Genomic DNA, 26,615 nt, shown 5'->3' with positions numbered 1-26,615 from the left:
ATGTTTTTATTTTTTTAAATGATGATTAATCCAACAAAAGGGCCCGGAAATCATGTATAATATATATCATTAATTATTGTGAAAATCAGGCTTTAAACGGTGGGATGAAGTTATGATAGAGATGACATTGAAAAAGTACTTTGGATTCAAGACATTCAGGCCCAAACAGCGTCAAATCATCGAGGCTGTCAACAGCGGCGCGAACACTCTCGGCGTTTTACCGACCGGGTCGGGGAAATCACTGTGTTTCCAGGTGCCGGGCCTGCAGGCTGAAGGCGTGACCCTTGTCATATCACCATTGATCTCCTTGATGAAGGACCAGGTCGGTAACCTTAAGCAGATGGGTATTCCTGCGGAATTTTTGAATTCGACATTGAAGAAAAAAGATGAGGAACGCATCATGAGGGAGGGGCTCGAAGGCCGGTATAAATTTTTATATGTGGCACCCGAACGCTTCAACAATGATGAGTTCCGCGAGTTTGTCGGAAAATTGCATATACCGCTCGTCGCCTTTGATGAGGCGCACTGCATCTCCAAATGGGGGCATGACTTCAGGCCGAGCTACCAGGAGGTCATCCCGACGATCAATGCACTGATACCGGATGCGGCTTTCGTCGCCCTGACGGCGACGGCGACCGAAGAGGTGCAGGAGAACATACAGGAGCTGCTGGATATCCGTGATGAAAATGTGGTGCTTTCCAGCATAAAGCGGGATAACCTGCATTTATCGGTGAACAAGACATATCAGCGGGATCAGTTCATACTGTCCTACATCGAGGGACGCGGGGATGTCTCAGGCATCGTCTATGCGGCCACAAGAGCTGAAGTCGAGAAGATTTCCGCCTACCTGGCCGACCATGGTGTAAATAATGTGATCTACCACGGCGGACTCGGCAAAAAGGAGCGGGATGTAAACCAGCATGCATTCCTGACCGGTGACGTCCCGGTCGTCGTCGCGACGAATGCTTTCGGCATGGGGATCGACAAGCCGGATATCCGCTTCATCATCCATCATAACCTGCCGGGCGACCTTGAGAGCTACTATCAGGAGATCGGCCGTGCCGGCCGTGATGGCAAGGTCAGTGAATGCATCCTCCTGTCCAGTCAGCGGGATGTGAACTTGCACCAGTTTTTCATCGACCGTTCAAATGGCTCCGAACAGCATAAAGATCATATGCGCAGCAAACTGGATAAGATGATCCAGTACAACCGCACATCGAAATGCCTGATGAGCTTCATGGTGAAATATTTTGATGCGGATGAGTATGTGATGTCATGCGGCCGCTGCGGAAACTGTCTGAGCACAGAACGCACCTACAATATGAAAGAAGAGGCATCGGCAGTGCTGGAGCTGGTCCGTCACACCGGCCCCTCCCTGACCAAAGAACATATCATCCAGGTGCTGAGGGGGGAACGCAGCGAGGATGTCATTGCGGAGGCTTTGGACCAGTCCCCTCATTTCGGCAGCATGTCCGGTTACCAGACCGGGGAAGTCCATCATATACTGGATGAACTGATCCTGAGCGGCTATCTCCACCACGAAGATCAGCATCTCCGTCTGGTGGAGAGGAGCCGTGAAGTGCTCTCGGGTGAGGCCGATATCCATACCGTGCCTTTCCGCAAGCAGCTCAAAGAAAAAGTGGAGATCTCCACCGCTTCCTCACCCAATGAGAAATTGTATCAGAAGCTTGTCGGCAAAAGGGCGGCACTCGCCAAAAAACGCGGGCTGGAGCCGGGCAGCATATTCACTGATGCGACATTGAAGGAATTTGCCAAAAAGATGCCCGTGTCCAAACAGGACATGATAAAGATCGACGGCGTCGGCAATTATAAGCTGAAGCACTACTGCCCGCACTTTTTGAAGATCATCAAACAGCATAAGGAAAAACAGGATGCCTACAAAATAGAGGGGAAAAGAGGAATCCCCACTTAAAAATTAAAAAGAGACGATCAATTCCAATGAATTGATCGTCATTTTAATGGATGCAGCCACCCTGTCAGGCCTCTTTCGGCCTGCGGTTCTTCATGAACATATAATAGCTTGCCCCGAATATGATGAAGTAGCCGATGACGGACAGTGCGTCCGGAACCTCGCCCAATATGAAGATGCTGAGCAGGGCCGTGAAGATGATGGTCGAGTAGAAGAATATCGATATTTCCCTGGCCGGTGCGAAACTGTAGGCGATCGTCAGACCGAACTGGCCGAACGCTGCGAATATGCCGGCAAGTATGAGCATGATCCACTGGTCAAAGGTCATCGGCTCATACTGGTAGATGAAAAACGGCAGCAGCGCCACTGTGGAGAATGCCGAGAAGTAAAATACGACCGTATAGAACTTTTCACGGCTGCCGAGCACCCTCAAGACCGTATATGCACCCGCAGCCATCAAGGCACCGAGCAGGCCGAGAAGCGCATAGATTGTATCGCTCGACATTGAAGGCTTGATGATGAAGACGACGCCGGCAAGTGCGATGACGATGGAGATCATCTGGTATCTTCTTATGTATTCTTTGAGGAAGAGCGCACATAGGAGGATCGTGAAGAACGGACTCATCTTATTCAGGATTTCGGCATCACTCAGCACCATGCGGTCGATTACATAGAAATTCAAAAGCACACCGGCAAGACCGAGTGAGGAGCGGAGCAGCAGCAGCCCCTGGTTCTCCTTGTGGCCGAAGAGTTTCTCCTTGTAATAGATGACGAAAGCAAGGGCGATCCCCGTGGATATGAAATTTCTGAAGAACGTTTTCTGTACGGTCGGCAGGTCGCCGCTGTATTTGACGAAGAAGGCCATCAGGCTGAAGCCCAGAGATGATATAAGCAGTGCGATGATGCCTTTTGTAGTGTTGCTCATTCCAGATCAGAACTCCTTATTTTAAGTTTGCATTAAATTTCAATAAAAAAAGAGGAATTAAAAACTCTAAAAAAAATATTAAATATTTACTGATACAGTATATCATAGCCACCCCAGTGCTTAGCCGAATTCCGGGTGTAAATTGCGCCATGAAACTTAATGAAATAAGGAAATTTTTCCATTGATAAATAAATTCCTTTATGGCAAGATAATACTAACAAAACAATATATAGTGTCTGAAATTGTTTGAAGGCACCATATATTGTGGTAAACATACATTATATGATGTCTGGACAAAACAGACAGACGGCGGAAAGCATTCGAACGTATGTTCGTTTTCTTTGTTTTCAGGGTAGTATTATTGTGAAGGGGGATGGACGGTGTGATGATTGCATTCTACTCCATGACCGGTAACGTCAGACGGTTCATAAAAGGCTCCAATCTGGAAGCACAGTATGAATTATACGAGATTACTGAAACAAACAAAAATGATAAGATTTCAGAACCCTTTGTACTGGTGACGAGCACTTACGGCTTCGGCGGCGTGCCGGGTCCTGTTGAAAGTTTTCTCCAGGTGAACCATGCCGGTCTGCTGGCCGTGGCATCGAGCGGCAACCGCAACTGGGGGAGCAATTTTGCCAAAGCGGGTGAGCATATCCGGGAACAGTACCGCGTGCCATTGCTGATGAAATTTGAATTGCACGGCTCGGAAAAAGAAAGAGAATCATTTAAAGAGAAGGTAGGGAGTTTTAATGAAAGTATTGGACGAGAAGAAGTACAATCACATTGAACTTAATAATGAAGTGACGAAAAGGGATGAATCCGGATTTTACCAGCTCCATAAAGACCAGGAGGCACTGGAGGTCTTCATGGAGGAAGTGGAGGATAAGACGATTCATTTTGATACCGAACTCGAGAGACTGCACTATTTGGTCGACAATGATTTTTATTATGATCTGTTCGAGGAGTATACCGAGGAGCAGGTCACCGAGATCGTGGACTATGCAGATTCACTGCCATTCCAATTCAAGAGCTACATGGCAGCGAGCAAATTCTTCAAAGATTACACAATGAAGACGAATGATAAGAAGTATTATCTTGAAGATTACAAGCAGCACGTCGTGATTGTCGCCCTGTACCTCTCCAAAGGCGATACGGACCAGGCGAAGCGTCTGATCAATTCGATGGTCGAGCAGCGCTACCAGCCTGCGACACCGACCTTCCTGAATGCGGGCCGTGCGCGCCGCGGAGAGATGGTGTCATGCTTCCTTCTGGAAACGGATGACAGCCTGAATTCGATCAACTATATCGATTCAACTGCAAAACAGCTGTCGAAGATCGGCGGCGGTGTCGCGATCAACTTATCCAAACTGCGTGCACGCGGCGAGGCGATCAAAGGCATCGAAGGCGTGGCAAAAGGGGTGCTCCCGGTGGCCAAGGCGTTGGAGAACGGATTCGGTTACGCCGACCAGCTGGGCCAGCGCCCGGGTGCAGGTGCAGTTTACCTGAACATCTTCCATTACGACCTGCCTGAATTCCTTGATACGAAAAAAGTGAACGCGGATGAAGATCTCCGCCTTGCGACGATCTCAACAGGACTCGTCATCCCGTCCAAATTCTTCGAACTGGCCAAAGACAATGAGCCATTCTACTTATTCGCACCGCACACGGTCGAAAGGGAGTACGGGGAAACTCTGGATGATATGGACATTGATGCGATGTACGATAAATTGGTTGCGAACGACAACGTCAAAAAGCGCAAGTTCGATGCGCGTGACATGCTGAACACGATTGCACAGACGCAGCTCCAGTCGGGCTACCCTTACATCATGTTCAAGGACAATGCCAACAAGGTGCACCCGCTGAAAGAGATCGGGGATATCAAGATCAGTAACTTGTGTACAGAAATCTTCCAGCTGCAGGAAACTTCAACGATCAATGATTACGGCATTGAAGATGAAATCAGAAGAGATATTTCATGCAACCTCGGTTCACTGAACATCGCGAACGTCATGGATTCGAAGAAAATACGCGAATCCGTCCATGACGGCATCGAAGCATTGACGGTCGTGAGCGACGACACTGAAATCGCAAATGCGCCGGGCGTCAAAAAGGCGAATGATGAACTGCATTCCGTCGGTCTCGGTGCGATGAACCTCCACGGTTACCTGACTAAAAATAAAATTGCCTATGAATCCGAAGAAGCGAAAGACTTTGCGAATGTCTTCTTCATGATGCTGAACTACCATTCACTTGAAAAATCGATGATGATCGCAACCGAGCGCGGCGAAACGTTCAAGGACTTTGAACTTTCGGATTATGCGACGGGTGAGTACTTCGAGAGATATGTGAATCATTCATATGAACCGCAGACGGACAAAGTGAAGCCTTTATTCGAAGGGATCCATGTTCCAACGCCTGAAGACTGGGCGGAACTGCGCGACCAGGTGAAGGAAAACGGTCTTTATCATGCTTACCGCCTGGCAATCGCACCGACACAGAGCATCTCCTATGTACAAAATGCGACGAGCTCCGTCATGCCGATCGTCGATACGATCGAACGCAGGACATACGGCAACTCGGAGACGTTCTACCCGATGCCTTTCCTGTCGAAAGAGAACATGTGGTTCTACAAGAGTGCATTCAATGTGGATCAGATGAAGCTGATCGACCTGATTGCAACGATCCAGAAACATATCGATCAGGGCATCAGTACAATCCTTTACGTAAACTCGGAAATTTCAACGCGTGAACTTTCGAGACTGTACATTTATGCACACCACAAAGGTCTCAAATCACTGTACTATACGAGAAACAAATTGCTCAGCGTTGAAGAATGCACAAGCTGTTCAGTTTAATAGATGAAGGAGTCATATAAATGATAGCAGTAAACTGGAATAAAGAAGATGACATGACCAATGTATTCTGGCGCCAGAACATCTCACAAATGTGGGTGGAGTCCGAATTCAAAGTATCGAAAGACTTAAGTTCCTGGTCGGGGATGTCTGATGATGAAAAGGACACTTTCAAAAAAGTGCTTGCAGGCCTGACGGGTCTCGACACACACCAGGCGGATGACGGCATGCCGCTCATCCTGCTGCATACCAAAGACCTGCGTAAAAAGGCGGTCTACTCATTCATGGGGATGATGGAGCAGGTCCATGCGAAATCCTATTCGCATATCTTCTCCACCCTGATCTCTTCAAAGGAAACGGATGAACTGTTGGATGAATGGGTGCCGAACAATAAACACCTTGTGTATAAATCCGATAAGATCGTGAGCCGCTACCATAAGCTGTTCGACAGGAATGCATCCGTCTATGACCAGTATATGGCACGCGTTGCATCGGTGTTCCTTGAATCATTCCTCTTCTATTCAGGCTTCTATTACCCGCTTTATCTGGCGGGGCAGGGACGCATGACGACAAGCGGAGAAGTCATCCGTAAAATCCTGCTGGATGAATCCATCCACGGCGTCTTCGTCGGACTCGATGCACAGAGCCTGAGGGGCGAGATGTCACAGGAAGAGCAGCAGCGCGCGGATAACGAGATGTATGAGCTGATGAAGGAATTGTACGCAAATGAAGCGGAGTATACAAAAGAGCTTTATGACAAGATCGGCCTGACGGATGACGTCATGAACTACGTCACGTACAACGCCAATAAAGCACTCGCAAACCTCGGCTTCGAACCTTACTATGAAGAAAAAGGGTTCAATCCGATCATTGAAAACGCACTGGATACGACCACCAAGAACCACGACTTCTTCAGTGTGAAAGGCGACGGCTATGTGCTTGCATTGAACGTCGAGCCTTTGCAGGATGATGATTTCGTGTTTGAAACTTAAAATATTTTAGATGAGCCCCACGGAAACTGCCGGTTTCCGCGGGGCTTTTTTATATGGTGGCGGAAGGCGCATCTTCAAAATCCGATTAAGTCGGGTTGAAATCAGGAGATAATCGAAATCCGTCTCTTTATTCGATTAAGTCAGGTAGAAATTAGAAAGATAATCGGAATTTCCAGAATAATAAAACATTCCGTCTTCTTTGGTTGACAATTCCTATTATTCGTATATGATTAGGTTAGAGTTTTTCAACTGAATATAATTCTTTCGGGGCAGGGTGAAATTCCCAACCGGCGGTTAAAGCCCGCGACCTGTACGCAATTCTGTTGCGTATGGCTGATTCAGTGCAAATCTGAAGCCGACAGTTAGAGTCTGGATGGGAGAGAGAATGATGCAGACGTATTTTATACTATACGTTTAGTTTGTGTTGCTTCTATGCACCACATTATTTAGCATACAATTTTTTAAGTCCTGATGAATATTTCTTCATCGGGGCTTTTTTTTATTTCAGGAGGGAAGACTTGAGCATATACATGGAAAAAGCGATTGCGATGGCGAAAATTGCAGACGGTCAGACGCGCCGCAACCCGCCTGTCGGTGCCGTCATCATAAAAGACGGCATGGTGATCGGGGCGGGCAGTCATCTCGCGCTCGGGACGGATCATGCGGAAGTGCGTGCGATCAAGTCATGCATCACCGCCTCTGAAGGCGCAGACATTTATGTCACACTCGAGCCGTGCTCGCATCACGGCAGGACGCCGCCGTGCACGGATGCCATCAAGGAAGCCGGCATCAAAAGAGTGTTTTATGCGGTCAAGGATGAAAATCCGAAAGTCTCCGGCCATGAAGTGCTGGAGGCGGCCGGAATCCATGCAGAGCATCAGCCGCATCATGAAGTGGACGCACTTTACGAGACGTTCTTCACTCATCTGTTGGCCGGGCGGCCGATGGTCACCTTGAAAGCGGCGATGAGCCTTGACGGCAAGATGGCGCTCGATGACGGCACAAGCAAATGGATCACAGGCGGGTCCGCACGTGAAGACGTGCAGCACCTGCGTCATTCACATGATGCGATCCTCATCGGCGGCGGCACGCTGATGCGTGATGATCCTAGGCTGACCGCAAGGATCGAGGGCGGGGGGAATCATCCGAAACCCGTCATCCTGCTCGGAGATCGGATGCTTACAGAGGGATTGAACCTTGAAAAGCATCCGGAGAAGCCGGTCATCTTTACATCGAATGAAGAGAACCGTAAATTCGAAAATATTTACGATATTGAATACGGCAAATTTTCATATGAAGATATATTGAAGAAATTATACATTGATTACGATATCGGCAGTGTTTTGGTTGAAGGCGGCAGCCGGATACATACTGCCCTCATCAGCACAGGACTTTACGACCAGATGATTTTATATATTGCCCCGAAATTATTTGGCAGGTCCAGGCATGAGCTGTTTCAAAATGCACTCAGCGGCATGGAAGAAGCGATTGAGCTGGAACTTGCAGACGTCGAAAAACTCCAGTCGGATTTAAAATTGACTTACAGGAGGAATTAGATGTTTACAGGTTTGATTGAAGAAAAAGGCAGAATAGCAGAAATCAGAAGTTCAGAGGAAGATACGGAAATAAAGATCTCACACACAACGCTCGATGACATCAAAGAAGGCGATTCGATCGCCGTGAACGGTGCCTGTCTCACGGCATATGATATAAATCATGGGTCATTCAAGGTGACGATGATCAATGAAACGAAACGGATCACGAGCCTTGACGGCATACAAGCCGGTGACGCGGTGAACCTCGAGAGGGCGGTGAGGTTATCCGACCGCCTCGGCGGCCATCTCGTCAGCGGCCATGTCGACGGCACAGGGGAAGTCGTTTCCCTGACGCATGACGGCAACGCCCTGGTCATGAAGGTGGCATGTCCGAAACGTCTGATGAAATATATGACGGAGCAGGGATCGGTGACGATCGAGGGCACGAGCCTCACTTTATTCAAAATCGATCACGGTGCATCGGTCATCACGCTGAACCTCATCCCGGAAACGCTTGAACGCACAATTTTATCGGACAAGGCGACAGGTGACAGGGTGAACATCGAAGCAGATCAGATCGTTAAATATGTGGAGCATCTGCTTAAAAATGGCGATGCAGATTTATTGAAAGCAGGTGGTCTGAATGTTTGATTCCATAAAGTCGGCACTCGAGGATCTTAGGCAGGGCAGGCTGATCATCGTCGTCGATGATGAAGACAGGGAAAACGAGGGAGACCTCGTCGGCATCGCGGAATATATGCAGCCTGAGGCGATCAATTTCATGGCGACGCACGGACGCGGTCTGATCTGTGCACCCATCTCGACATCCATAGCACAAAAGTTTGAACTTTCGCCGATGGCGGAGAAAAACAGCGACCCGCACGGCACGGCCTTCACCGTATCCATAGACCATACTTCCACGACGACGGGCATCAGTGCATTTGAACGTTTCGACACGATACAGGCATTGATCGATGACAACGCAAGGGCTGTGGATTTCAATACACCCGGCCATATATTCCCGCTCATCGCAAAGGATGGCGGAGTGCTCGAGAGGATGGGCCACACGGAGGCGGCGGTCGACCTCTGCCGGCTGACGGATGCAAAGCCTGCAGGCGTCATATGTGAAATCATGAATGACGACGGGACGATGGCAAGGGTCGATGATCTGAAGTCATATAAGGAGAAACACGGACTGAAGATGATCACGATAGAAGAACTGAAAGCTTATATTGCCTCGAACCACCGGGTGGCGCTGGACAGTGAAGTCAAGATGCCGACCAAGTACGGCAGCTTTAAAATGTTCGGCTTCAAAGACAGGGTGACGGAGGATGAACACATCGCACTCCTTCACGGGGAAGTGCGCGGGAACATGAATGTGAGGATCCATTCCGAATGCCTGACGGGCGATGTTTTCCACAGCGAGCGATGCGACTGCGGGGAACAGCTGGACCTTGCCATGAAGATCATGAGTGCCGAAGACGGCGTCATTCTGTATATGCGCCAGGAAGGCAGGGGCATCGGCCTTTTGAACAAGCTCAAAGCTTATGAGCTGATCGAGCAGGGATTTGATACGGTGACAGCCAACGCACATCTCGGATTCGATGCCGATCTCAGGACTTATGAAGCGGCGGCGGGAATGCTGAAAAGCCTCGGACTCCACCAGGTGACGCTGCTGAGCAACAACCCGGCCAAAGTGTCAGGCCTTGAAAAGGAAGGAATCGAAGTCAACAGACGCAGTCATATCATCGAAGCGAACGTCAATAATGCCGACTACCTGAATGTCAAAGAAGAGAAGCTCGGCCACCAATTACAGGAGGAAATGAAATGAATATCATACAAACAGGCATGAAAGGTGAAAATTTAAAGATCGCAATCGTCGCAGGCAGGTTCAATGACTTCATCACGGAGAGGCTGATCGCCGGGGCGGAAGGTACGCTGACCGCCCACGGGGTGGGGGCTGAAGACATCGACCTCGCTTATGTACCGGGTGCGTTCGAAATTCCGATCGCTGCAAAACAGATGGCGGAGTCGGGGAAGTATGATGCCATCATCGGCCTCGGCTGTGTCATACGGGGCAGCACGACCCATTATGATTATGTATGCAGCCAGGCGGCATCTGGCATCATGGAAGCAGGCCTTTCGACGGACGTGCCGGTGATGTTCGGCGTGATCACGACCGAAACGATCGAGCAGGCGATAGAGCGTGCCGGGACGAAACTCGGGAACAAAGGCTCGGATGCTGCAGCTGCCGCGATTGAAATGGCGAACCTGCTCAGTAAAATAAAGTCATAAAATGGTTATAAACTCAAAGGACCGGCCGTTTCAACAGATGCTATAGTGATAAGGAAAGGAGTTTTTCAAATGAAAATGAAATCTTTATTGCTCGTATTATTTGCAGGCATCATCCTTGCCGGCTGCGGCAATGGCGGAGACTCCGGGGAAATGAATCATGACGCGCCCGAGTCCGATGAGATGAGGACCCTGGAAGTCGATCTTGCCGCACCGGACCATATCATGGCAGGAGACACTGAAGTCCTGACGGCTTATGTCACATCAAATGATGAAGATGTGACCGATGCGGACCGCGTGATGTTTGAAATCCAGGATGAGGCAGGCGAAACGGTCGAGGAAATCGATGCCGAACATTCCGGAAACGGCGAGTACACCGTGGAATACACTTTCAAAGAAGCGGGTACATACACCGTCATCTCCCATGTCGATGCATACTCACTGCACACGATGCCAAGCTCAGAGGTCATCGTGGAATAATTCCTGCAGGCGGAAATCTGTGTAATCCAATGCCCGATTGGGTATAATATTGGTATCACAGTAGCAGGAGGTAAACATGAGACTGGATGATAAGACTTATATCATAGCCAATGCGACATCGCCTCTTGGTTCTGATTTATCCAAACACCTGGCGGGTGTTGGTGCAAATCTGATCTTGACGGGATTGGATCATGTCGCACTGGACCGGCTGCTCGAAGAGATACAGGAAGCGTCCGAAGGGCAGCACAGTGCTGTACTGCTTCAGCAGTCCAAGGAGATCGACTGGCAGAATGTGCTGTCTGAAATAGAACGGGATTTCGACAGTCTGAACGGCATCATCCTGATCCACACGATACACAGTGAAAGCAAATCCATCTATGATCTGACGTTCGAGGAATTCAACGAAGTGGTATATGAGCACGTGTGGGGCACTTATCTCGGTACAAGGGTGCTGCGTCCGCTTCTGAAGGATGAAAGTGAAGCGAAGATCATCAATGTGATTGAACCTTCCTTTGAAGAAGTTTATGAACGCAATTTATACTATACTGTGACGGGTGCCATCGAAGCGCTGACCCACTCGACGGCGATCGAGCTCAGTAAGGAAGATATCGATGTGTATGCGCTCAGTTACAGACCTTCATACAAAGAATCCATGGAAGATTCGCTTGAGCGGGCCAACCCCCAGGCCATCGATACATTAATGGATATTTTATCTGACGGGGGCAGCCAGCCCACGGGAGAAACGATAATCATCAATTAAAACTACCTTGCCCAAGGTAGTTTTTTCTTCGGATTGTCACTCTTCCAGCTTGAAAATCGAGATATACGGTGTATAATACTAATTATGACCGTATTGATAATCATTATCAGTTAAGGATGGTGGAAATGGCACAAAAATTATTTCGTATTGATATATTGATTATCATACTTATAATCCTATCAATAATTTCAATGTTTGTAGGAGTAATTCCACTATCTATAAACGAAATATTCAACTTGTCGGAACAGCAGCAGAACATACTGGCAACCAGCAGATTCCCAAGGACCGTATCCATCATCATAGCGGGTGCATCCCTTGCGGTCAGCGGTTTGATCATGCAGCAGCTGACCCGCAACAAATTCGTCTCCCCTACAACAGCAGGGACGATGGACTGGGCCCAGCTCGGTATACTGATCGGGCTCGTGATGTTCCCGGCGATCAACCTGTTCGGCAGGCTGGCCTTCTCACTGGTGCTTGCGATTTTCGGCACACTGCTCTTCATGCAGATCATCACGAGGATAAAACTTAAAGACGTGATCTTCGTCCCGTTGATCGGGCTGATGCTCGGCGGTGTGGTTTCAAGCATAGCGACCTTCATTGCACTCAGGACGAATTCACTGCAGGTCATATCCGGGTGGATGCACGGCAGTTTTTCAACCGTCATTTCCGGAAGGTATGAAATTTTATACATAAGTATTCCATTGCTCATCATCGCGGTTTTATTTGCAAATCAGTTCACTGTTGCCGGCATGGGCGAGGATTTCTCCAAAAACCTTGGAATGAACTACACAAGGGTTTTATATACCGGACTCTTCATCACTGCGGCAATCACGGCGCTGGTCGTGGTGACGGTGGGCATGCTGCCCTTCCTCGGACTGATCATCCCGAACATCGTATCGATGTTCAAAGGTGATCACCTTCAGAAGACGATCTACTCCACTGCGGTTCTCGGTGCGATTTTCGTCATGTTCTGTGACATACTGGGCAGAGTACTTATTTATCCATATGAAATATCGGTCGGTCTTATGATTGCGATATTCGGCAGCTTCATCTTCTTGTGGATGATATACAGGAGGGTGAAGACAAATGCTTAAAGACTACAAGAATAAACTCCTCGTGGGGCTGTCCATCCTGGCGCTCCTTGTGACAGGCTTTTATCTGCTCTATCAGATCGATATGGATATATTCTTTTATCAGGCGCCCTCACGGATCCGGCGTGTGGCCGCCATCGTCATAGTCGGAGTTGCCATAGCGGTTTCAACGGTGATTTTCCAGACCATCGTCAAGAACAGGATCCTGACACCATCAATCATGGGGCTGGATTCGGTATACGTCTTCATACAGACGACGATCGTCTTCCTGGCAGGCGTGAGCTCACCCCTGCTTTTGAATTCGCAGCTGAACTATTTCCTCAGTCTCATCCTGCTCACTTTGTTCACACTTTTCGTGTTCAAATACCTGTTCAGGCTGACGAGGAACAACATATTCATATTACTGCTCATCGGGATCATCCTTGGGACATTTTTCGGCAACCTGTCCACATTCATGCAGCAGCTGATCAGCCCGGATGACTTTCTGGTCCTTCAGAATGCGTTATTTGCATCATTCAATGCAGTCAATGAAAACCTGATGCTGCTTACGGCAGTCATACTCATCATCATGCTCATCATCGTGTTCATGGACTTCCATTCACTTGATGTACTGGCGCTCGGCAGGGATGCCGCAATCAACCTCGGTGTCAATTATGACAGGAAAGTTTCACAGCTCCTTGTCATAATCGCAATCCTTGTATCGGTGTCGACGGCGCTCGTCGGACCAATCATGTTCCTGGGCCTGCTCGTTGTAAACATTGCCCATGAACTTTTCAAAACGTATAAACACGCGTATCTGCTGGTGGGCACGTCATTGATCAGCATCATCGCACTCGTCCTCGGACAGATGATCGTCCAGTTCGTTTTTCAGAACAGTGTGGAAATCAGTGTTATAATCAACTTAGTCGGCGGCGTTTACTTTATTTATTTAATGCTTAGGAGGGGACGCAAATGATTAGCGTCAAAGGAATCACAAAGCTGTACGGTGACAAAAAAGTGGTGGATGATGTATCGTTATCGATTGCCAAAGGAAAGATCACTTCATTGATCGGACCGAACGGGGCGGGGAAAAGTACGGTCCTGTCCATGATTACACGGCTCCTGGACAACGATTCAGGTGATGTGCTGCTGGAAGGTGAAAACATCTTCACACAGCCGAACAGTGAACTTGCCAAGAAGATATCGATACTGAAGCAGTCCAACCATCTCGAACTGAAGATCACCGTCCGCGAGCTGATTGCATTCGGACGTTATCCCTATTCAAAAGGGCGGTTGACCAACGAGGACAATGCGCTCATAGATGAAGCCATCGATTACATGGAGCTCGGTGAATTTGAAGACAGGTTCATAGATGAACTTTCAGGCGGGCAGAGGCAGCGTGCATACATCGCCATGACGATCGCCCAGGATACGGAATATATCTTCCTGGATGAACCGCTCAATAACCTGGATATGAAGCACTCGGTGCAGATCATGCAGATTTTGAGGCGGCTTGTGCGCGAGAGGAATAAGACGATCATCATCGTCATACACGACATCAACTTCGCATCATGTTACTCGGACAACATCGTTGCACTGAAAGACGGCGAAGTCGCAATCAGCGGCACGAAGAACGAAGTGATCAAGAAAGATATCCTTGAAGACATATATGAAATGGAAATCAACATCGAATGCATCATGGGCCATCAGATCTGCATCTACTTTGATGAACATGCCGATGCGACGGTGGATGACTTCGTCAAGGAGCAGGCACAGATTTAGAGCGTCATACTTTAAGGAGGTGATGGGCTGAATATCGAATGTAACGTAGTAGTAGTTTTTAGTGGGGGCTAAAAATCACTATTATTCGGAAAGAGGTAGGAGTTATGAAGTTTAGAAGTTTTTATTTGATGTTGGCAATGGCACTGGTATTGGTGCTTGGAGCATGCGGCAACGCCGGAGATGAAGGCGATGCTTCCGAAGGTGCGGAAACGGATGAAGGCGCAGAAACAGAAGAAAACGCAGAATCTGAAGGTGGCACGGAGACGGTGACTTTCGACAACACGTTCCAGGTAGCCCCTGGCGATGGTGAAGACGATTCAACTGAAGGTGAAGAAGTTTCAGAAACCGTGGAAGTGGCGAAAAACCCGGAAAAAGTGGCAATCTTCGACCTTGGTGTCGCTTCGACATTCCAGGCACTTGATGTACAGGAAAACATTGCAGGCTTACCTAAAGGTGAAGGTGAAACATCCTTATCCGACGCATTATCGGAATTTGAATCTGATGAGTATGCAAATCTCGGCGGATTGAAATCTCCGGACTTCGAAGAAATGGCAAGAATGCAGCCGGACCTGATCATGATCAGCGGCCGTCAGGCGACTGAGAACAACCTGACCGAATTTGAAAGGGTTGCACCTGATGCAGAAATCGTTTATGTGGCTGCGGACAGCACTACATACTTTGAAGATATTGCGGAAATGACGAAGAAGATCGGTGAATTATACGAGAAAGAAGATGAAGCCGATCAGCTTGTCGAGGAAATGGAAACAAGGATCGATGATGTAAATGCGAAAGTTTCCGAACTGGAAGACAACTCAATCCTTTACCTCCAGACAAACGGAGAGAGGGGCGTTTCATTCCACGGACAAGGTGGAAGATTCAGCTACCTTTACGATACATTCGGTTTCAGTTCAGCCGATGAGTACGATGAGGAGACGGACAGCCATGGTTCCCAGGTCAACTATGAGTTCATCGCCAATGCAGACCCTGCAATCATGTTCGTGATGGACAGAGGCGCAGTGGCCGGCGGCGGAGATGCGACACCGGTCGATACACTCATCAACTCGACGACTGAATCTGCGACAGCAGTCCAGAACGAAAATATCTTTGAGCTTGATCCATATGTATGGTACTTGAATGCAGGCGGTCATGAGACTGCGATGGCTCAAATCGATGAAGTTGAAGCGGCAGTGGACAATTATACTGCAGAGTAAATTAAAAAAGTATGCGGTCAGTTAAAAAAACTGACCGCATACTTTTTATATTCATTTATGTCTGTCCGAACGTTTGTAAACAGGCTCGCCGATGACCCGGACTTCGGTGTCCAGTTCAATGCCGTATTCTTCCTTTACGGTCTGCTGGACGAAATTGATCAATTCTTCGTAGTCCCCGGCGGTGCCGTTATCGATGTTCACCATGAATCCGGCATGCTTTTTGGATACTTCGACGCCGCCGATCCGGTGGCCCTGCAGGCCCGCGTCCTGGATCAGTTTGCCGGCAAAGTTGCCGGGCGGCCTCTGGAAGACACTGCCGCATGACGGATACTCAAGGGGCTGCTTGCTTTCCCTGCGTTCCGTGAGGTCATCCATGACTGCATTTATAGCATCGATGTCGCCTTTTGCGAGCTTGAATTTCGCTTCCAGTATCACATAGTGGTTATCCTGGATGATGCTCCTGCGGTAACCGAGTTCAAGTTCCTCATTCGTCAAAGTCAGGATTTCGCCTTTTTCCGTGGCCACGGTGACTTCAAGCAGACAGTCCTTCACTTCGCCGCCGTATGCACCGGCATTCATGTATACCGCACCGCCGATACTTCCGGGTATGCCGCATGCAAATTCCAGGCCGCTTAATTCATTATCACGCGCAAACCGTGAGACTTCGATGATCGCCCGGCCGCTGCCGACGCTGATGACATCGCCTTCCAAATTGAGGTGTGTCAGCTCCAGCAGGTTCAGGACGATGCCGCGTATGCCGCCGTCCCGGATGATGATGTTGGAGCCGTTGCCGAGATAGGTCACGGGGATATGATTTTCATGGCAGTAGGTCAGCAGTATGGAGACATCGTCGAAGTCCCCGGGGGTGATATAGAAATCCGCCGGGCCGCCCGTTTCCGTATAGGTGTAATTTTTTAATGGTTCATCTATTTTTATCGTAGAGTTCTTTAATTGTAGTTTTAAATCTTTCTCAATCCGAGTCTTATCCACACTAATGATTCCCTTCAAAACGATTGGATTTTTATACTATCCATCATTATAAATGATATGACCGGATTTTGGAACTGGGATCTGGAGAAGTTTGTACAGGGCAGTTCAAGTGTGTTATATTTTTACCGCAGAAGTTTGATATGAATAAGGATGTGAAGCATGTGAAAGCAGGGCTGGGAGGCACTTTCACCTTATTGCTGATATGTACCTTCATTTTAAGTGCATGCGGGGATCCCTTTGCACAGGAAATGGAAAATTATCAGGAACAGATGGACGGAATCCATGAAATGAATGAAGAAGTGACGCGCGGACTGGATAATATCGATGGTGAAGAAATCATACAGCATGTTTCCGATATTGAGTCCGGTTCCGATGATGATGAATTTGAAAATCTGGCGGCTGAACTGGAAGGTGAAATCCTCCCGTTGGCCGAAGCGCTGGAGGAAGAGGCCTCAGCAGTCGAGACAGACCGGGAGGAGATTCAGGAGCAGCATGATATATTCCTCGAAAGTGCAGAAGCGAAATCCGACTTTACAGACCAGTTGAGTGATTATCTGATCACTTACCAAAATTCAATCGAGGCAAGTGACCGGCTGATTGCATTAAGCCAGTCGTTCATGGAGAATCAGAAAGAAAGGGACGACATCATAGAAAGCGCCGAAGATGAAGAAGTGGTCAATGAAATAGATATGCTGATAGAACAGCTCAATGAAAACAGTGAGGCGCTGTATGAAGCTTCCGATATGCTGGAAAGCGATGAACCGATGGAGAAGAAGCAGGAACAGATCGATGAAGTGCTCCTGCCCATGCTTGATGAGCATGTGACCTCGCTTGATACGATCAATTTATCGACGCAGCCGGCGAACAGGGTGAGAAGTATCAGCCTGGAGATGTATTACGGTTATCAGGCATATTATGAAGAGCGTAAAAATACGATGCTTTACAATGAAAAGCTGCAGAACATACAGCTGCAGAACATATTGTCACTGCAGGAGAGCTATCAGAAGATGGATGAGGAATACCGGCGGGGGATGGAAGAATTGAAGAACGGGGAGTGAGTCGCCCGCTCTATATTTTTTTCTTTCCTTGAAGCTGAGTTTCGTGGAGCGGATGGTCCGGATCATTTTCAATCTTATTGATGAAGATATTGCGGAATATGAGTGTGATGACCCAAAGCAGGAATACGCCGAGCAGCAGATAGGATACGGCTGCGTTATTATTGAAGTCCAGGAAGAACAGGACGACAACGATGAACAGGGCGAGATTCACCGAGTCCAGGAGATTCCAGCGTTTAATCGGTTTGTTCATTTTACTACCTCCAATCCACGGATATTATAGCATATATCAAATTTGTGTTTGCTATATATTTGAATTAATGATAAATTATACTAAGTTTAATTAAAAGGGTGATGAAATGTTAACTAAAGTGACAAATATCGATTCATTTGATGCGCTCCTTGATAAAAATGAATTCTTTTTCTTCCTAAAACATTCGAATACATGCCCGATTTCAGCAGGAGCTTTTGAGGAATTCAAGAAATTCCATTATGAGAGAGACATAGACGGCTTTTACCTGATTGTACAGGACCACAGGGAGCTGTCAAACTATATCAGTGAAAAATTTGATATCAAACATGAGTCGCCGCAGGCATTTTATTTTGATAAAGGTGAAGTCAAGTGGCATGCGTCACATGACAAGATCACCTTATCAAAACTTGCGTCGGTCGAAGACTGATTGATGAACCCAAACGAAGGTCGTTTGGGTTTATTTTATTAGCGGGAGGAACATGACCTGATTCTGGCCCATCTTCTTGGCCGCATGCAGCATATTGTCCGCATCCTTGAACAGCTGCCGCCTCGTCCCGCCGCTGTCCTTGAAGCCGATGCCCACCGAGACGGTCAGGCTGATCACCTCGTTTTTCCCGACATGGAAATTCGTATGCTCGACCGCATTCCTGATGGCTTCGGCGAGGCGTACGGTCCTGTCGAAGGAGACATCCGCAAGCACGATGGAAAACTCTTCACCGCTGTTCCGGTATATCGAGCCGCCTGTAGGCACATAGTTCTTGAGCAGGCCGGTGATCTGCTTGATGACCGCATCCCCGGCACCGTAGCCGTATGTATCGTTGACGACCTTGAAGTTATCGAGGTCGATCAGCAGCAGGCTGATGGTTTCCGTACGGCTTCCGAGCCGGTTGACTTCATTATCCAGTGCCTTGATGTTGCCGAGCTGGGTCAGGTGGTCCGTGTACTCCTCCCTGTTCAGCCGGTCGAGCACCCGGATGATCGAGTGGATATCCTCATACATGACGCTTGCAGTGATCATCAGGGCGGTGCTCATGAAGGTGATGATCAAAAACTGCATCCAGACGAGGGGTTCCAGGAAGAGGTCGATCCCCGTCAGCAGCAGGAGCGTGAATATGAAGTTGAACCATGTCATCAGCGGCGTCGTCTGTGATTTGAAGAAAGGCATGATCAGGATGGCGGTGATGTAGAGCACGCCTGCGATCAATATTTCAATGACACTGCTGCTGCTCAGGAAATAGTGTGCGGCAGCGACGAGGGCGAATGCAGCAATTTTTAAATACAGCTTATTCTTGATCAGAAGCAGAGGGACGAAGAACAGGCTGAAGCTGTACCCCCTGTATTCGATCGGGACAAATAAAAGAAGGACGGCCAATGTGACCATCAATGCCGCCTGAAAGGCTGCCGATGTCAGCTTGGCCGAATCCTCACTGTACTGGATGCGGTGGAAGAGATAGATCACGCTGATCGTTATGGAAATATTCAACACAAAATCGATTAACATGGATCATCCCTCCCGGCCATTTAAAAAATTATTCTATATCCAGGTTTTCCTCCAGCTCATTGGTCACTTCGTTGTAGGATTGCTCATCCGGATAGAAGTAATAAAGCCCGTCTTCCTGGGAGCGTTCGTCATAACCGTCAAGCAGCAGCTGTTCTATGTTCTGGGCCGGCTCCTGATATGTCGAGCGCAGTTCGTTCATCTCATTGAACTGGATGTTCGTACGGATGTTTTCACCCAGTACGTTTAAAATATCGTTGAAATTCGTCACGGTCTGGACACTGAGCAGCTCACTCGCAATGGCCTGGACGATCTGCTGCTGCCTTTGCTGGCGTCCTGCGTCCCCGCCTGAACCCGGGTCGTACCTGGCTCTTGAGAATGCGAGTGCCATGTCGCCGTCCATCTCGTAAGTCTCGCCTGAAACGAAGGAATAACCCGACTGGTCGAACGTATCGTTGCTTGTGACGGTGATGCCGCCGACTTCATCGATGATGTTCGTAAAGCCGTCCATATTTATGGAAACAAAATAATCGATCGGCACATCGAGGAAGTTCTCGACGGTATCTTTGGCCATCATCGGGCCGCCGTATGCGTAGGCATGGTTGATCTTTTCAACGCTGTCACGGCCGACGATCTCCGCCCGTGTATCCCTCGGGATGCTGACGATCCTGCCTTCCCCGCTGTCCGGATTCAGGGTGACCACCATGATGGTGTCGGAACGCTGCCCCATCATGACCTCATTGCGTGCTTCATCATCGTCGGTGCCGAAAAGGACGACGGAAACCGGTTCCCCTTCACTGATTTCCACCTGCGCTTCCCGGAGATTGGACTGTGAACCTTCAAATTCCGCATCATACATGTTGTTTGCCGTACTTCTGATCTGAAAGTATACATATGCGATCAAACCGCCTACAATCAATATGAAGATGAGCAGCAGGGCGATCATCACTTTGAAGACGGGATGCATCCCGCTTCGTCTATTTTGTCTCATAACTTTAACTCCTTAGTTTGATTGACTATAATTATACAATGAAAAGATTATAATTTAAATATCAATTCGATTTCACATTTTGTATATGATATATTAAATTGAAAATATTATGAACGGTGATGGGTATGTACACTACATTTCTACTCACGATGTCATTTATGATATCGCTGATCTTAACCCCTATATTTATTTGGATTGCCAGGAAGACCGGCTTTGTGGATCGTCCCGGCGGACGTAAAATCCACCTCAAGCCGATCCCGCATCTCGGCGGGGTCGCCATCCTGATTTCATTCGTCGTCGGTGTGCTGGTCTCACGGCCCATCGAAATCGAGTTTCAGCCCATCATCATCGGTGGTGCGCTGATCGTGCTGCTGGGCCTGATCGACGATAAATTCGACATGAAACCCCTCACCAAACTGATCGGGCAGATCCTGATCACGCTGGTGCCTATATATTACGGCATCGTCATCGACAGGATCACGCCGTTCGGCATCGAGATCGAGTTCGGCATATTTGCGGTGCCCATCACCATAATATGGATGATAGCGATCATCAATGCCATCAATCTGATCGACGGGCTTGACGGACTCGCCACCGGCGTATCCATCATCGCCCTCTCGAGCATCGCCTTCATCACGATCCTACAGGGCAACATATTCGTCATGATGATCTGTGTCATCCTGATCGGCTCATGCCTCGGGTTTCTCGTGTACAATTTCCATCCGGCGAAAATCTTCCTCGGGGATAACGGTTCGATGCTCCTCGGCTTCGTCATCAGCGTCATTTCATTGATGGGCTTCAAGAACATCACGCTGATCTCTTTATTCTTCCCGATCATCATACTCGGCGTCCCGATCGTCGATATGCTGTTTGCGATGTTCAGGCGCTACAGGAATAAAGTCTCGATCGTCAGTGCTGATAAGAGCCATATCCATCATAAGCTCCGCACCCTCGGCTATACGCATGTCGAGAGCGTCATATTGATCTACTTCATGGCGGCGCTGTATGCGGGTGCGAGCATCATACTGTACTTGTCGACCGTCCCGGGCGCGCTGATCATCACCACTCTCGTGATATTCACGACGGTGATCATCGTCGAGGCGACGAATCTGATCGGCAACGGGAAAAAGCCGGTCCTGAACTTCCTGCGCAGGCTCGTCCATAAGATCGTCTCCGCCAATTAAAAGAAGAGATGGAGGGCGGTCAGTATGAACATCGTGAGTCCGAGGCCAAAATGCAGCCGCCGCGTCGTGAGGTTGTGGCGGATCAGCAGGCTGTACCACCCGGAGAGCACGAGGGCGAGCAGGTTCACAGTTGCAAGCAGGCCGGTGAGGATCTTCATGCTGCCGGGATTGAAGCCGTAGAGATGAAGCACCGCCGCCCCGTGTAATAAAATGATGATAAATGATAATGTCCCCACCCACCGGTGCCAGGGCATTATTTTTTTTGACATCCGTGCAAGCCGTATCTTCACCGCCCTGTCTTCGGTGCTGCGAATGGTGGCGAAGACGGCATTCCGCGTCCAGTTGAAGATGAAGAGCAGGAAGCCTGCGAAACCGGGCAGTATATGGTAATACACGGAGTGGCCGGCAAGGCTTTGGACAGTATTCCACAGTGCCCATAGAAGGAGGGCGCCGTTCAGGAAAAACCAGATGCTCATGATACCGCCTCTCTAAAGTCAGGTGAGCACATTTTCAGCCATCAGCACATCCCCGGCCTCGGAACTGTGCGTCCCCTGGGTGATTTCATCGAGCATGCCGTACAGGTCTTCAAGATCTTCCGTCCGGGTGTGGACGGTGTAGGTGACCTTGTCGGTGTAGGCGGTGTCTTTGATGATGTGCGGGCTGCTCTGGGCTGCATGTTCGAATTTGCTTGTGTAGGTGTAGTCCATCGTGACGGTGACCGGCACCATCTCGACTTCATACACTTTGCCGGCACTCTGCACGACTTCGGCAGCAGCCCCGGAGTACGCCCGGATGAGCCCTCCGGCACCGAGCTTGATGCCGCCGAAATACCTTGTGACGACCACGGTCACATTATACATGAGCTCCCTTTTCAGCACTTCCAGTATCGGCACCCCCGCCGTGCCTGACGGCTCCCCGTCGTCATCGGCCTTCTGGATCAGTGCGCTTGCACCGATGATGTAGGCGCTGCAGTTGTGCGTCGCGTCTTTATGTTTTGCCTTGATCTCCGCGATGAATGCTTTCGCCTCCTCTTCGGTTTCCGTCCTTTTGATATATCCGATGAAGCGGGATTTGTTGATGATGACTTCAGTACTTTCAGTACGGTGGTTCATATATTTCTGTTCCATTGCATATCACCTCTTAAAATTATATTAACACATAGACTTAAGCTGGTGGATTTAGTAAAATATTCATGAGTGCGAGTGGTTTGAATTGGAGGACGTTAAATGAAGATTGCAATAGTCACAGACTCGACAGCCTATATACCCGAAGATCTTTTGGAGAAATACGATATACACACGATACCGCTCAGTGTCGTGATGGGGGATGAGACGTACAGGGAGAACGTGGATATCACGACGGAGGAATTCTTTGAAAAGATGGCGCAGATGGACACACTGCCGAGCACGAGCCAGCCTTCGATCGGCGATTATATACTGCTCCTTGAATCATTGTACCGTGACGGCTATACGGATGTGCTCAGCTTCCATCTGTCGGCCGAGCTCAGCGGTACATACCAGAATGCGGTGGCGGCGGGCCGGAGCGTTGAAGGCATCAATGTGCATGTCATAGACAGCCAGATTGCCTGCCTCGTCCAGGGTTTCATGCCCCTTTATGCTGCGCAGCACAAGGACAGCATGCCGCTTGAGGACATAATCGCCGAAGTGGAAGAGATGAAGAAGAAAGAGAACATGAATGCATATCTCATCGTGGACACTTTGACGAACCTTCAGAAAGGCGGTCGGCTGTCCAATGCGCAGGCATTGGTCGGCAGTCTTCTGAAAGTGAAGCCGATCCTCGAATTCCAGGACGGGAAAATCGTCCCTTATGAGAAGATCAGGACGAAGAAGAAAGCGAAGAAAAAAGTCGAGGAAATTTTTGCAGAAGAAGTCAGACGTCATGAGGGCAAGGACATCACGGCAGCCGTCATCCACAGCAATGTGGAGGAGGAAGGGCGCGAATGGATGAATGAACTGCAGGAACAGTTCCCGCAGGTGAATTTCATTCTCAGCTATTTCGGTCCGGTCATCGCGACCCACCTCGGTGAAGGCGCGCTCGGTCTCGGATATACGACATATGATGTGAAAATCGACTGATCGGGAAATAAAATCAAATACTCAGGACGCAGCTTATTTTGCTGCGTCCTTTTTTTATGGAGGATGCCATGTACTTCGACAGCAAAGGGGACATTTTATATAAGGAATCAGGCGTCGACAGCGTTAAAAATCTTTGCCACAGATGCCTGAACGATGACAAGACGCTGTTTTATGAATTCCATTCACCGCTTCACCAGAAGAAGGTGAAATACTGCCTGAACTGCATCGGTATCGGGCGCTCGGATTCCGTCACGCCGCTGATTGCCACGGAATCGGCGTCAAGGAGGGAGGAATGTGGGTATAAACTCCATTTCGAGCTGACGGAGATACAGAAGGCGGCCTCGCGGAAAGTCGTGGAGGCGGTGCGCGAAAAGGAAAATCTGCTGCTCCATGCAGTGACCGGCGCAGGAAAGACCGAAATCATCTTCGAGGGGATCAAATATGCAAGGGAGAACGGGCTGAACGTCGCTGTGGTCAGCCCGAGGATCGACGTGGTCAAGGAACTGCACCTGAGGTTGAGCGGGGCATTCAGGAAGGCGAGGATCGATTTGATGTTCGCAGGCGTCAAGGTGAAATTCGAACATCATTTCACCGTGTGCACGGTGCACCAGCTCTACAATTTCACAGACCATTTCGACTGCATCATCGTCGATGAATTCGATGCCTTCCCGCTCGCAGGCGACACGCATCTCCAGGGGGCGGTCCGTAAGTCCCTCACGGCCCGCGGCAGCATCATCATCATGACGGCGACGCCAACCCGTAAGATGCTGAAACTCGCAGGCGGCAATGTGTTCCAGATCGCAAGGCGGTATCACGGGCATGACCTTGCGATACCGGAAATCCACTATGCCAATGTCAGGAAAGCCATGGAGAAGGGGCGCCTTGATGCGAAACTGGAGCGGCTGCTCGACGGCATCATGACGCACGGACGGAAAGTACTGGTTTTCTTCCCCGAAATTAAAATGATGCATGAGGTGCATGGACTGATGGGGGATTTCGACGGTGTGGAGGCGGTCTACAGCGGTGATGCGGCGCGGTATGTGAAGGTGCAGCGCATGAGGGAGGGGGACATCCGGATCCTCCTTACGACGACGATCCTTGAACGCGGTGTCACATTCAGGGACCTGGATGTCATCGTGGTGCATACGGAATATTTTCCCGCAGACACATTGATCCAGATATGCGGCCGTGTGGGCAGGAAGCCGCAGGATCCGACCGGGAACGTCCATTTCCTCACGCTCTACAACACACATCATATCCGGGCGGCGATCAGGAAAATAAAAGCCTTCAACAGCGGGCGGACCGTCTTATGAGGTGTCTTTACTGCCACCGGCGGCTGGAGCCGGAACTGGACCTTTTGAACTTGTTCACGCGCCCCGGCCCTTTGTGCAGCGAATGTGAAATCAGGCTGAAGGAGTGGCGGAAGGGCGGGCGGTGCGGCAGATGCCGCCGGTTGATGGGTGAAGGGGAGGCGGAGTGCAGGGACTGCATCTACCTCAAGAGCCGCTTCCCCCCGGTCGGGAAAATCATGTGCATGCTCGATTACAACGAGGAAGTGAAGATGCTTATGCACAGATATAAATTCGTGAGGGACATCGCACTCGCGGAAGTGCTGTCATACTTCATCACAGTCGGACGGCGGGACTATGATCATTTTGTGCCGATCCCGGTTTCTCCCGGGCGGTTCCGTGACCGGGGTTTCAACCAGATCACCGAAGTGCTGAAGCGGGCCGGCCTCCCACAGAGCAATCTGCTTGAGACCGGAAAAGTGAAGCTGCAGTCGGAACTTTCCAGGCATGAGCGGATGAGCAGTGCCAACCCTTTCACTTTCAATGAGGAATACAGGGATGTTAGACTGCGGGATACAAGGATATTGATTGTGGATGATATATACACCACCGGCATCACGGTCCATCATGCTGCGGAAGTTTTATTACACCATGAACCTGCCGCGCTGGATGTGTTAACGTTTTCAAAAGCATGATGGACTATGGTACAATGGGAATGAAAAGAAAAAGCAATTCAAGGAGGCGTGCATCATGATAAGATGTGAGATAAGAGGAGAAAATATTGAAGTGACGGATGCGATCAGATCGCATATTGAGGAAAAAGTCGGCAAACTCGAGCGTTACTTCAATGATGTACCAAATACTCATGCGCATGTAAACATTAAGACTTATAACAACAAGCAGGGCAAGGTTGAAATTACAATCCCTATGAAAGGCCTCACTTTACGTGCAGAAGAAAGACATGATGACCTGTATGCTGCAGTGGATCTGATCGTCGACAAGCTTGAAAGGCAGATCCGCAAGCATAAAACCAAAATCAACCGTAAGTTCAGGGAGAAGGATCCGGAGCTCGAAATGTTCAGGGCGGCCGAGAATGGCAACGGTAACGGTGACAGCACGGATCAGGCCGACGAAGGCATTGAAATCGTGCGTACGAAAGAATTCACCCTGAAACCTATGGATTCCGAAGAAGCGGTGCTGCAGATGAATATGCTCGGCCATGATTTCTTCGTCTTCAATGATCGGGAAACCGAAGGGACCAGCATCGTATACAGACGCAGGGACGGAAAGTATGCTGTGATCGAAACGAACTAAATTGCTTATGCTTTAAAAAAATGAATCAAACGCTCGGATGAACAGGACGATGACTCTTCTTAGGGGAGGGAAACGTCCTGTTTTTATTTTCTGTGGAAAAATGGTAAAATTAT

General features: G+C 49.1%; 28 protein-coding genes and 1 riboswitch. Of the genes, 21 read left to right on the top strand and 7 right to left on the bottom strand.

Annotated features, from left to right (window positions below; all coding sequences use genetic code 11):
- Positions 1–112 precede the first annotated feature (112 nt).
- Positions 113–1,933: a DNA helicase RecQ gene (gene recQ / locus CRN96_RS11495; protein ID WP_245844676.1), complete on the top strand. Its 1,821-nt coding sequence runs from the start codon at positions 113–115 to the stop codon at positions 1,931–1,933.
- A 64-nt stretch (positions 1,934–1,997) separates the two neighbouring features.
- Here the strand turns inward: recQ and CRN96_RS11490 are convergent, their stop codons facing one another.
- Positions 1,998–2,855 (bottom strand): DMT family transporter, encoded by an 858-nt coding sequence (locus tag CRN96_RS11490; protein WP_097042302.1) that lies wholly within the window; start codon positions 2,853–2,855, stop codon positions 1,998–2,000.
- Positions 2,856–3,237: 382 nt separating this feature from the next.
- Between CRN96_RS11490 and nrdI the strand changes: the two genes are divergently transcribed.
- From nrdI to CRN96_RS11425, 13 genes are all read left to right on the top strand, one after another.
- The gene (gene nrdI, locus CRN96_RS11485) at positions 3,238–3,645 is read left to right on the top strand and encodes a class Ib ribonucleoside-diphosphate reductase assembly flavoprotein NrdI (RefSeq protein ID WP_097042519.1); all 408 of its coding nucleotides are present in this window, start codon (positions 3,238–3,240) and stop codon (positions 3,643–3,645) included.
- Positions 3,608–5,713 (top strand): class 1b ribonucleoside-diphosphate reductase subunit alpha, encoded by a 2,106-nt coding sequence (gene nrdE, locus CRN96_RS11480; protein WP_097042300.1) that lies wholly within the window; start codon positions 3,608–3,610, stop codon positions 5,711–5,713. Before nrdI ends, nrdE begins: the two co-directional genes overlap by 38 nt.
- A gap of 20 nt (positions 5,714–5,733) precedes the next feature.
- Entirely contained in the window at positions 5,734–6,702 is a 969-nt protein-coding gene (gene nrdF / locus CRN96_RS11475) for a class 1b ribonucleoside-diphosphate reductase subunit beta (protein WP_097042299.1), read from the top strand.
- 256 nt (positions 6,703–6,958) lie between these two features.
- Positions 6,959–7,091, top strand: a riboswitch (FMN riboswitch).
- Positions 7,092–7,220: 129 nt separating this feature from the next.
- A complete protein-coding gene (gene ribD / locus CRN96_RS11470) occupies positions 7,221–8,258 on the top strand; it encodes a bifunctional diaminohydroxyphosphoribosylaminopyrimidine deaminase/5-amino-6-(5-phosphoribosylamino)uracil reductase RibD (protein ID WP_245844674.1) in 1,038 nt (345 codons plus the stop codon).
- Positions 8,259–8,888 (top strand): riboflavin synthase, encoded by a 630-nt coding sequence (locus tag CRN96_RS11465; protein ID WP_097042297.1) that lies wholly within the window; start codon positions 8,259–8,261, stop codon positions 8,886–8,888.
- Positions 8,881–10,068 (top strand): 3,4-dihydroxy-2-butanone-4-phosphate synthase, encoded by a 1,188-nt coding sequence (ribB, locus tag CRN96_RS11460; RefSeq protein WP_097042295.1) that lies wholly within the window; start codon positions 8,881–8,883, stop codon positions 10,066–10,068. Before CRN96_RS11465 ends, ribB begins: the two co-directional genes overlap by 8 nt.
- On the top strand, positions 10,065–10,532 hold the full coding sequence (ribH, locus tag CRN96_RS11455) for a 6,7-dimethyl-8-ribityllumazine synthase (protein WP_097042293.1): 468 nt from the start codon (positions 10,065–10,067) through the stop codon (positions 10,530–10,532). Before ribB ends, ribH begins: the two co-directional genes overlap by 4 nt.
- Before the next feature lie 69 nt (positions 10,533–10,601).
- Entirely contained in the window at positions 10,602–11,009 is a 408-nt protein-coding gene (locus CRN96_RS11450; protein ID WP_097042291.1) for a FixH family protein, read from the top strand.
- A 76-nt stretch (positions 11,010–11,085) separates the two neighbouring features.
- Positions 11,086–11,769 (top strand): SDR family NAD(P)-dependent oxidoreductase, encoded by a 684-nt coding sequence (locus tag CRN96_RS11445; protein WP_097042289.1) that lies wholly within the window; start codon positions 11,086–11,088, stop codon positions 11,767–11,769.
- Positions 11,770–11,894: 125 nt separating this feature from the next.
- Positions 11,895–12,863, top strand: coding sequence for an ABC transporter permease (locus tag CRN96_RS11440; RefSeq protein ID WP_097042287.1), 969 nt, complete (start codon positions 11,895–11,897; stop codon positions 12,861–12,863).
- Positions 12,856–13,815, top strand: a complete 960-nt coding sequence (locus tag CRN96_RS11435; RefSeq protein ID WP_097042285.1) for an iron chelate uptake ABC transporter family permease subunit — start codon at positions 12,856–12,858, stop codon at positions 13,813–13,815. Before CRN96_RS11440 ends, CRN96_RS11435 begins: the two co-directional genes overlap by 8 nt.
- On the top strand, positions 13,812–14,621 hold the full coding sequence (locus CRN96_RS11430; RefSeq protein WP_097042283.1) for an iron ABC transporter ATP-binding protein: 810 nt from the start codon (positions 13,812–13,814) through the stop codon (positions 14,619–14,621). Before CRN96_RS11435 ends, CRN96_RS11430 begins: the two co-directional genes overlap by 4 nt.
- 104 nt (positions 14,622–14,725) lie before the next feature.
- Positions 14,726–15,832, top strand: a complete 1,107-nt coding sequence (locus CRN96_RS11425) for a siderophore ABC transporter substrate-binding protein (protein WP_097042281.1) — start codon at positions 14,726–14,728, stop codon at positions 15,830–15,832.
- 51 nt (positions 15,833–15,883) lie between these two features.
- Here CRN96_RS11425 and murB read toward each other — a convergent pair whose 3' ends face one another.
- Positions 15,884–16,822 carry a UDP-N-acetylmuramate dehydrogenase gene (gene murB, locus CRN96_RS11420; RefSeq protein WP_097042279.1) on the bottom strand — a complete coding sequence of 313 codons (939 nt, stop codon included), beginning with the start codon at positions 16,820–16,822 and terminating at the stop codon, positions 15,884–15,886.
- A gap of 140 nt (positions 16,823–16,962) precedes the next feature.
- On the opposite strand from murB, the gene CRN96_RS11415 reads away from it, so the two are divergent.
- Positions 16,963–17,880 (top strand): EMYY motif lipoprotein, encoded by a 918-nt coding sequence (locus tag CRN96_RS11415; protein ID WP_097042277.1) that lies wholly within the window; start codon positions 16,963–16,965, stop codon positions 17,878–17,880.
- 10 nt (positions 17,881–17,890) lie between these two features.
- On the opposite strand, the gene CRN96_RS11410 is transcribed toward CRN96_RS11415, so the two are convergent.
- On the bottom strand, positions 17,891–18,130 hold the full coding sequence (locus CRN96_RS11410; RefSeq protein ID WP_097042275.1) for a hypothetical protein: 240 nt from the start codon (positions 18,128–18,130) through the stop codon (positions 17,891–17,893).
- A 106-nt stretch (positions 18,131–18,236) separates the two neighbouring features.
- On the opposite strand from CRN96_RS11410, the gene ytxJ reads away from it, so the two are divergent.
- Positions 18,237–18,557 carry a bacillithiol system redox-active protein YtxJ gene (ytxJ, locus tag CRN96_RS11405; RefSeq protein WP_097042274.1) on the top strand — a complete coding sequence of 107 codons (321 nt, stop codon included), beginning with the start codon at positions 18,237–18,239 and terminating at the stop codon, positions 18,555–18,557.
- A gap of 30 nt (positions 18,558–18,587) precedes the next feature.
- Here the strand turns inward: ytxJ and CRN96_RS11400 are convergent, their stop codons facing one another.
- On the bottom strand, positions 18,588–19,631 hold the full coding sequence (locus tag CRN96_RS11400) for a GGDEF domain-containing protein (protein WP_097042272.1): 1,044 nt from the start codon (positions 19,629–19,631) through the stop codon (positions 18,588–18,590).
- A 28-nt stretch (positions 19,632–19,659) separates the two neighbouring features.
- Positions 19,660–20,619, bottom strand: a complete 960-nt coding sequence (locus CRN96_RS11395) for an LCP family glycopolymer transferase (RefSeq protein WP_097042270.1) — start codon at positions 20,617–20,619, stop codon at positions 19,660–19,662.
- Between the two features lie 125 nt (positions 20,620–20,744).
- Here CRN96_RS11395 and CRN96_RS11390 point away from each other — a divergent pair, with 125 nt between their 5' ends.
- On the top strand, positions 20,745–21,803 hold the full coding sequence (locus CRN96_RS11390) for a glycosyltransferase family 4 protein (RefSeq protein WP_097042269.1): 1,059 nt from the start codon (positions 20,745–20,747) through the stop codon (positions 21,801–21,803).
- Here CRN96_RS11390 and CRN96_RS11385 read toward each other — a convergent pair.
- Positions 21,800–22,279: a hypothetical protein gene (locus CRN96_RS11385; protein ID WP_097042267.1), complete on the bottom strand. Its 480-nt coding sequence runs from the start codon at positions 22,277–22,279 to the stop codon at positions 21,800–21,802. The two genes, CRN96_RS11390 and CRN96_RS11385, sit on opposite strands and share 4 nt — an antisense overlap.
- Before the next feature lie 18 nt (positions 22,280–22,297).
- Positions 22,298–22,930, bottom strand: coding sequence for a YigZ family protein (locus tag CRN96_RS11380; RefSeq protein ID WP_097042264.1), 633 nt, complete (start codon positions 22,928–22,930; stop codon positions 22,298–22,300).
- A gap of 99 nt (positions 22,931–23,029) precedes the next feature.
- Here CRN96_RS11380 and CRN96_RS11375 point away from each other — a divergent pair, with 99 nt between their 5' ends.
- From CRN96_RS11375 to hpf, 4 genes are read left to right on the top strand one after another with little or no spacing between them, the layout of a single operon-like run.
- Positions 23,030–23,899, top strand: a complete 870-nt coding sequence (locus CRN96_RS11375) for a DegV family protein (protein WP_097042263.1) — start codon at positions 23,030–23,032, stop codon at positions 23,897–23,899.
- Positions 23,900–23,955: 56 nt separating this feature from the next.
- On the top strand, positions 23,956–25,212 hold the full coding sequence (locus tag CRN96_RS11370; protein ID WP_245844671.1) for a DEAD/DEAH box helicase family protein: 1,257 nt from the start codon (positions 23,956–23,958) through the stop codon (positions 25,210–25,212).
- Positions 25,209–25,883, top strand: coding sequence for a ComF family protein (locus CRN96_RS11365; RefSeq protein WP_179647208.1), 675 nt, complete (start codon positions 25,209–25,211; stop codon positions 25,881–25,883). The genes CRN96_RS11370 and CRN96_RS11365 overlap by 4 nt, the downstream gene beginning before the upstream one ends.
- Before the next feature lie 55 nt (positions 25,884–25,938).
- Positions 25,939–26,502, top strand: coding sequence for a ribosome hibernation-promoting factor, HPF/YfiA family (gene hpf, locus CRN96_RS11360; protein ID WP_097042259.1), 564 nt, complete (start codon positions 25,939–25,941; stop codon positions 26,500–26,502).
- Positions 26,503–26,615 lie beyond the last annotated feature (113 nt).

The organism is Salinicoccus kekensis (assembly GCF_900220995.1).
Lineage (GTDB): Bacteria > Bacillota > Bacilli > Staphylococcales > Salinicoccaceae > Lacicoccus > Lacicoccus kekensis.
The sequence above is the reverse complement of the archived record's forward strand: the minus strand, read 5'-3'. Positions and strand labels throughout refer to the sequence as shown.

Coding starts and splice junctions, on each gene's coding strand:
- recQ (WP_245844676.1), top strand. CDS start 113: ATGATAGAGATGACATTGAAAAAGTACTTTGGATTCAAGACATTCAGG.
- CRN96_RS11410 (WP_097042275.1), bottom strand. CDS start 18,130: ATGAACAAACCGATTAAACGCTGGAATCTCCTGGACTCGGTGAATCTC.
- CRN96_RS11375 (WP_097042263.1), top strand. CDS start 23,030: ATGAAGATTGCAATAGTCACAGACTCGACAGCCTATATACCCGAAGAT.
- CRN96_RS11395 (WP_097042270.1), bottom strand. CDS start 20,619: ATGAGACAAAATAGACGAAGCGGGATGCATCCCGTCTTCAAAGTGATG.
- CRN96_RS11425 (WP_097042281.1), top strand. CDS start 14,726: ATGAAGTTTAGAAGTTTTTATTTGATGTTGGCAATGGCACTGGTATTG.
- CRN96_RS11445 (WP_097042289.1), top strand. CDS start 11,086: ATGAGACTGGATGATAAGACTTATATCATAGCCAATGCGACATCGCCT.
- CRN96_RS11465 (WP_097042297.1), top strand. CDS start 8,259: ATGTTTACAGGTTTGATTGAAGAAAAAGGCAGAATAGCAGAAATCAGA.
- CRN96_RS11440 (WP_097042287.1), top strand. CDS start 11,895: ATGGCACAAAAATTATTTCGTATTGATATATTGATTATCATACTTATA.
- CRN96_RS11490 (WP_097042302.1), bottom strand. CDS start 2,855: ATGAGCAACACTACAAAAGGCATCATCGCACTGCTTATATCATCTCTG.
- CRN96_RS11435 (WP_097042285.1), top strand. CDS start 12,856: ATGCTTAAAGACTACAAGAATAAACTCCTCGTGGGGCTGTCCATCCTG.
- CRN96_RS11415 (WP_097042277.1), top strand. CDS start 16,963: ATGAATAAGGATGTGAAGCATGTGAAAGCAGGGCTGGGAGGCACTTTC.
- CRN96_RS11370 (WP_245844671.1), top strand. CDS start 23,956: ATGGAGGATGCCATGTACTTCGACAGCAAAGGGGACATTTTATATAAG.
- CRN96_RS11390 (WP_097042269.1), top strand. CDS start 20,745: ATGTACACTACATTTCTACTCACGATGTCATTTATGATATCGCTGATC.
- CRN96_RS11385 (WP_097042267.1), bottom strand. CDS start 22,279: ATGAGCATCTGGTTTTTCCTGAACGGCGCCCTCCTTCTATGGGCACTG.
- CRN96_RS11380 (WP_097042264.1), bottom strand. CDS start 22,930: ATGGAACAGAAATATATGAACCACCGTACTGAAAGTACTGAAGTCATC.
- CRN96_RS11400 (WP_097042272.1), bottom strand. CDS start 19,631: ATGTTAATCGATTTTGTGTTGAATATTTCCATAACGATCAGCGTGATC.
- CRN96_RS11365 (WP_179647208.1), top strand. CDS start 25,209: ATGAGGTGTCTTTACTGCCACCGGCGGCTGGAGCCGGAACTGGACCTT.
- CRN96_RS11450 (WP_097042291.1), top strand. CDS start 10,602: ATGAAAATGAAATCTTTATTGCTCGTATTATTTGCAGGCATCATCCTT.
- ribB (WP_097042295.1), top strand. CDS start 8,881: ATGTTTGATTCCATAAAGTCGGCACTCGAGGATCTTAGGCAGGGCAGG.
- CRN96_RS11430 (WP_097042283.1), top strand. CDS start 13,812: ATGATTAGCGTCAAAGGAATCACAAAGCTGTACGGTGACAAAAAAGTG.
- ribH (WP_097042293.1), top strand. CDS start 10,065: ATGAATATCATACAAACAGGCATGAAAGGTGAAAATTTAAAGATCGCA.
- nrdF (WP_097042299.1), top strand. CDS start 5,734: ATGATAGCAGTAAACTGGAATAAAGAAGATGACATGACCAATGTATTC.
- hpf (WP_097042259.1), top strand. CDS start 25,939: ATGATAAGATGTGAGATAAGAGGAGAAAATATTGAAGTGACGGATGCG.
- nrdE (WP_097042300.1), top strand. CDS start 3,608: ATGAAAGTATTGGACGAGAAGAAGTACAATCACATTGAACTTAATAAT.
- ytxJ (WP_097042274.1), top strand. CDS start 18,237: ATGTTAACTAAAGTGACAAATATCGATTCATTTGATGCGCTCCTTGAT.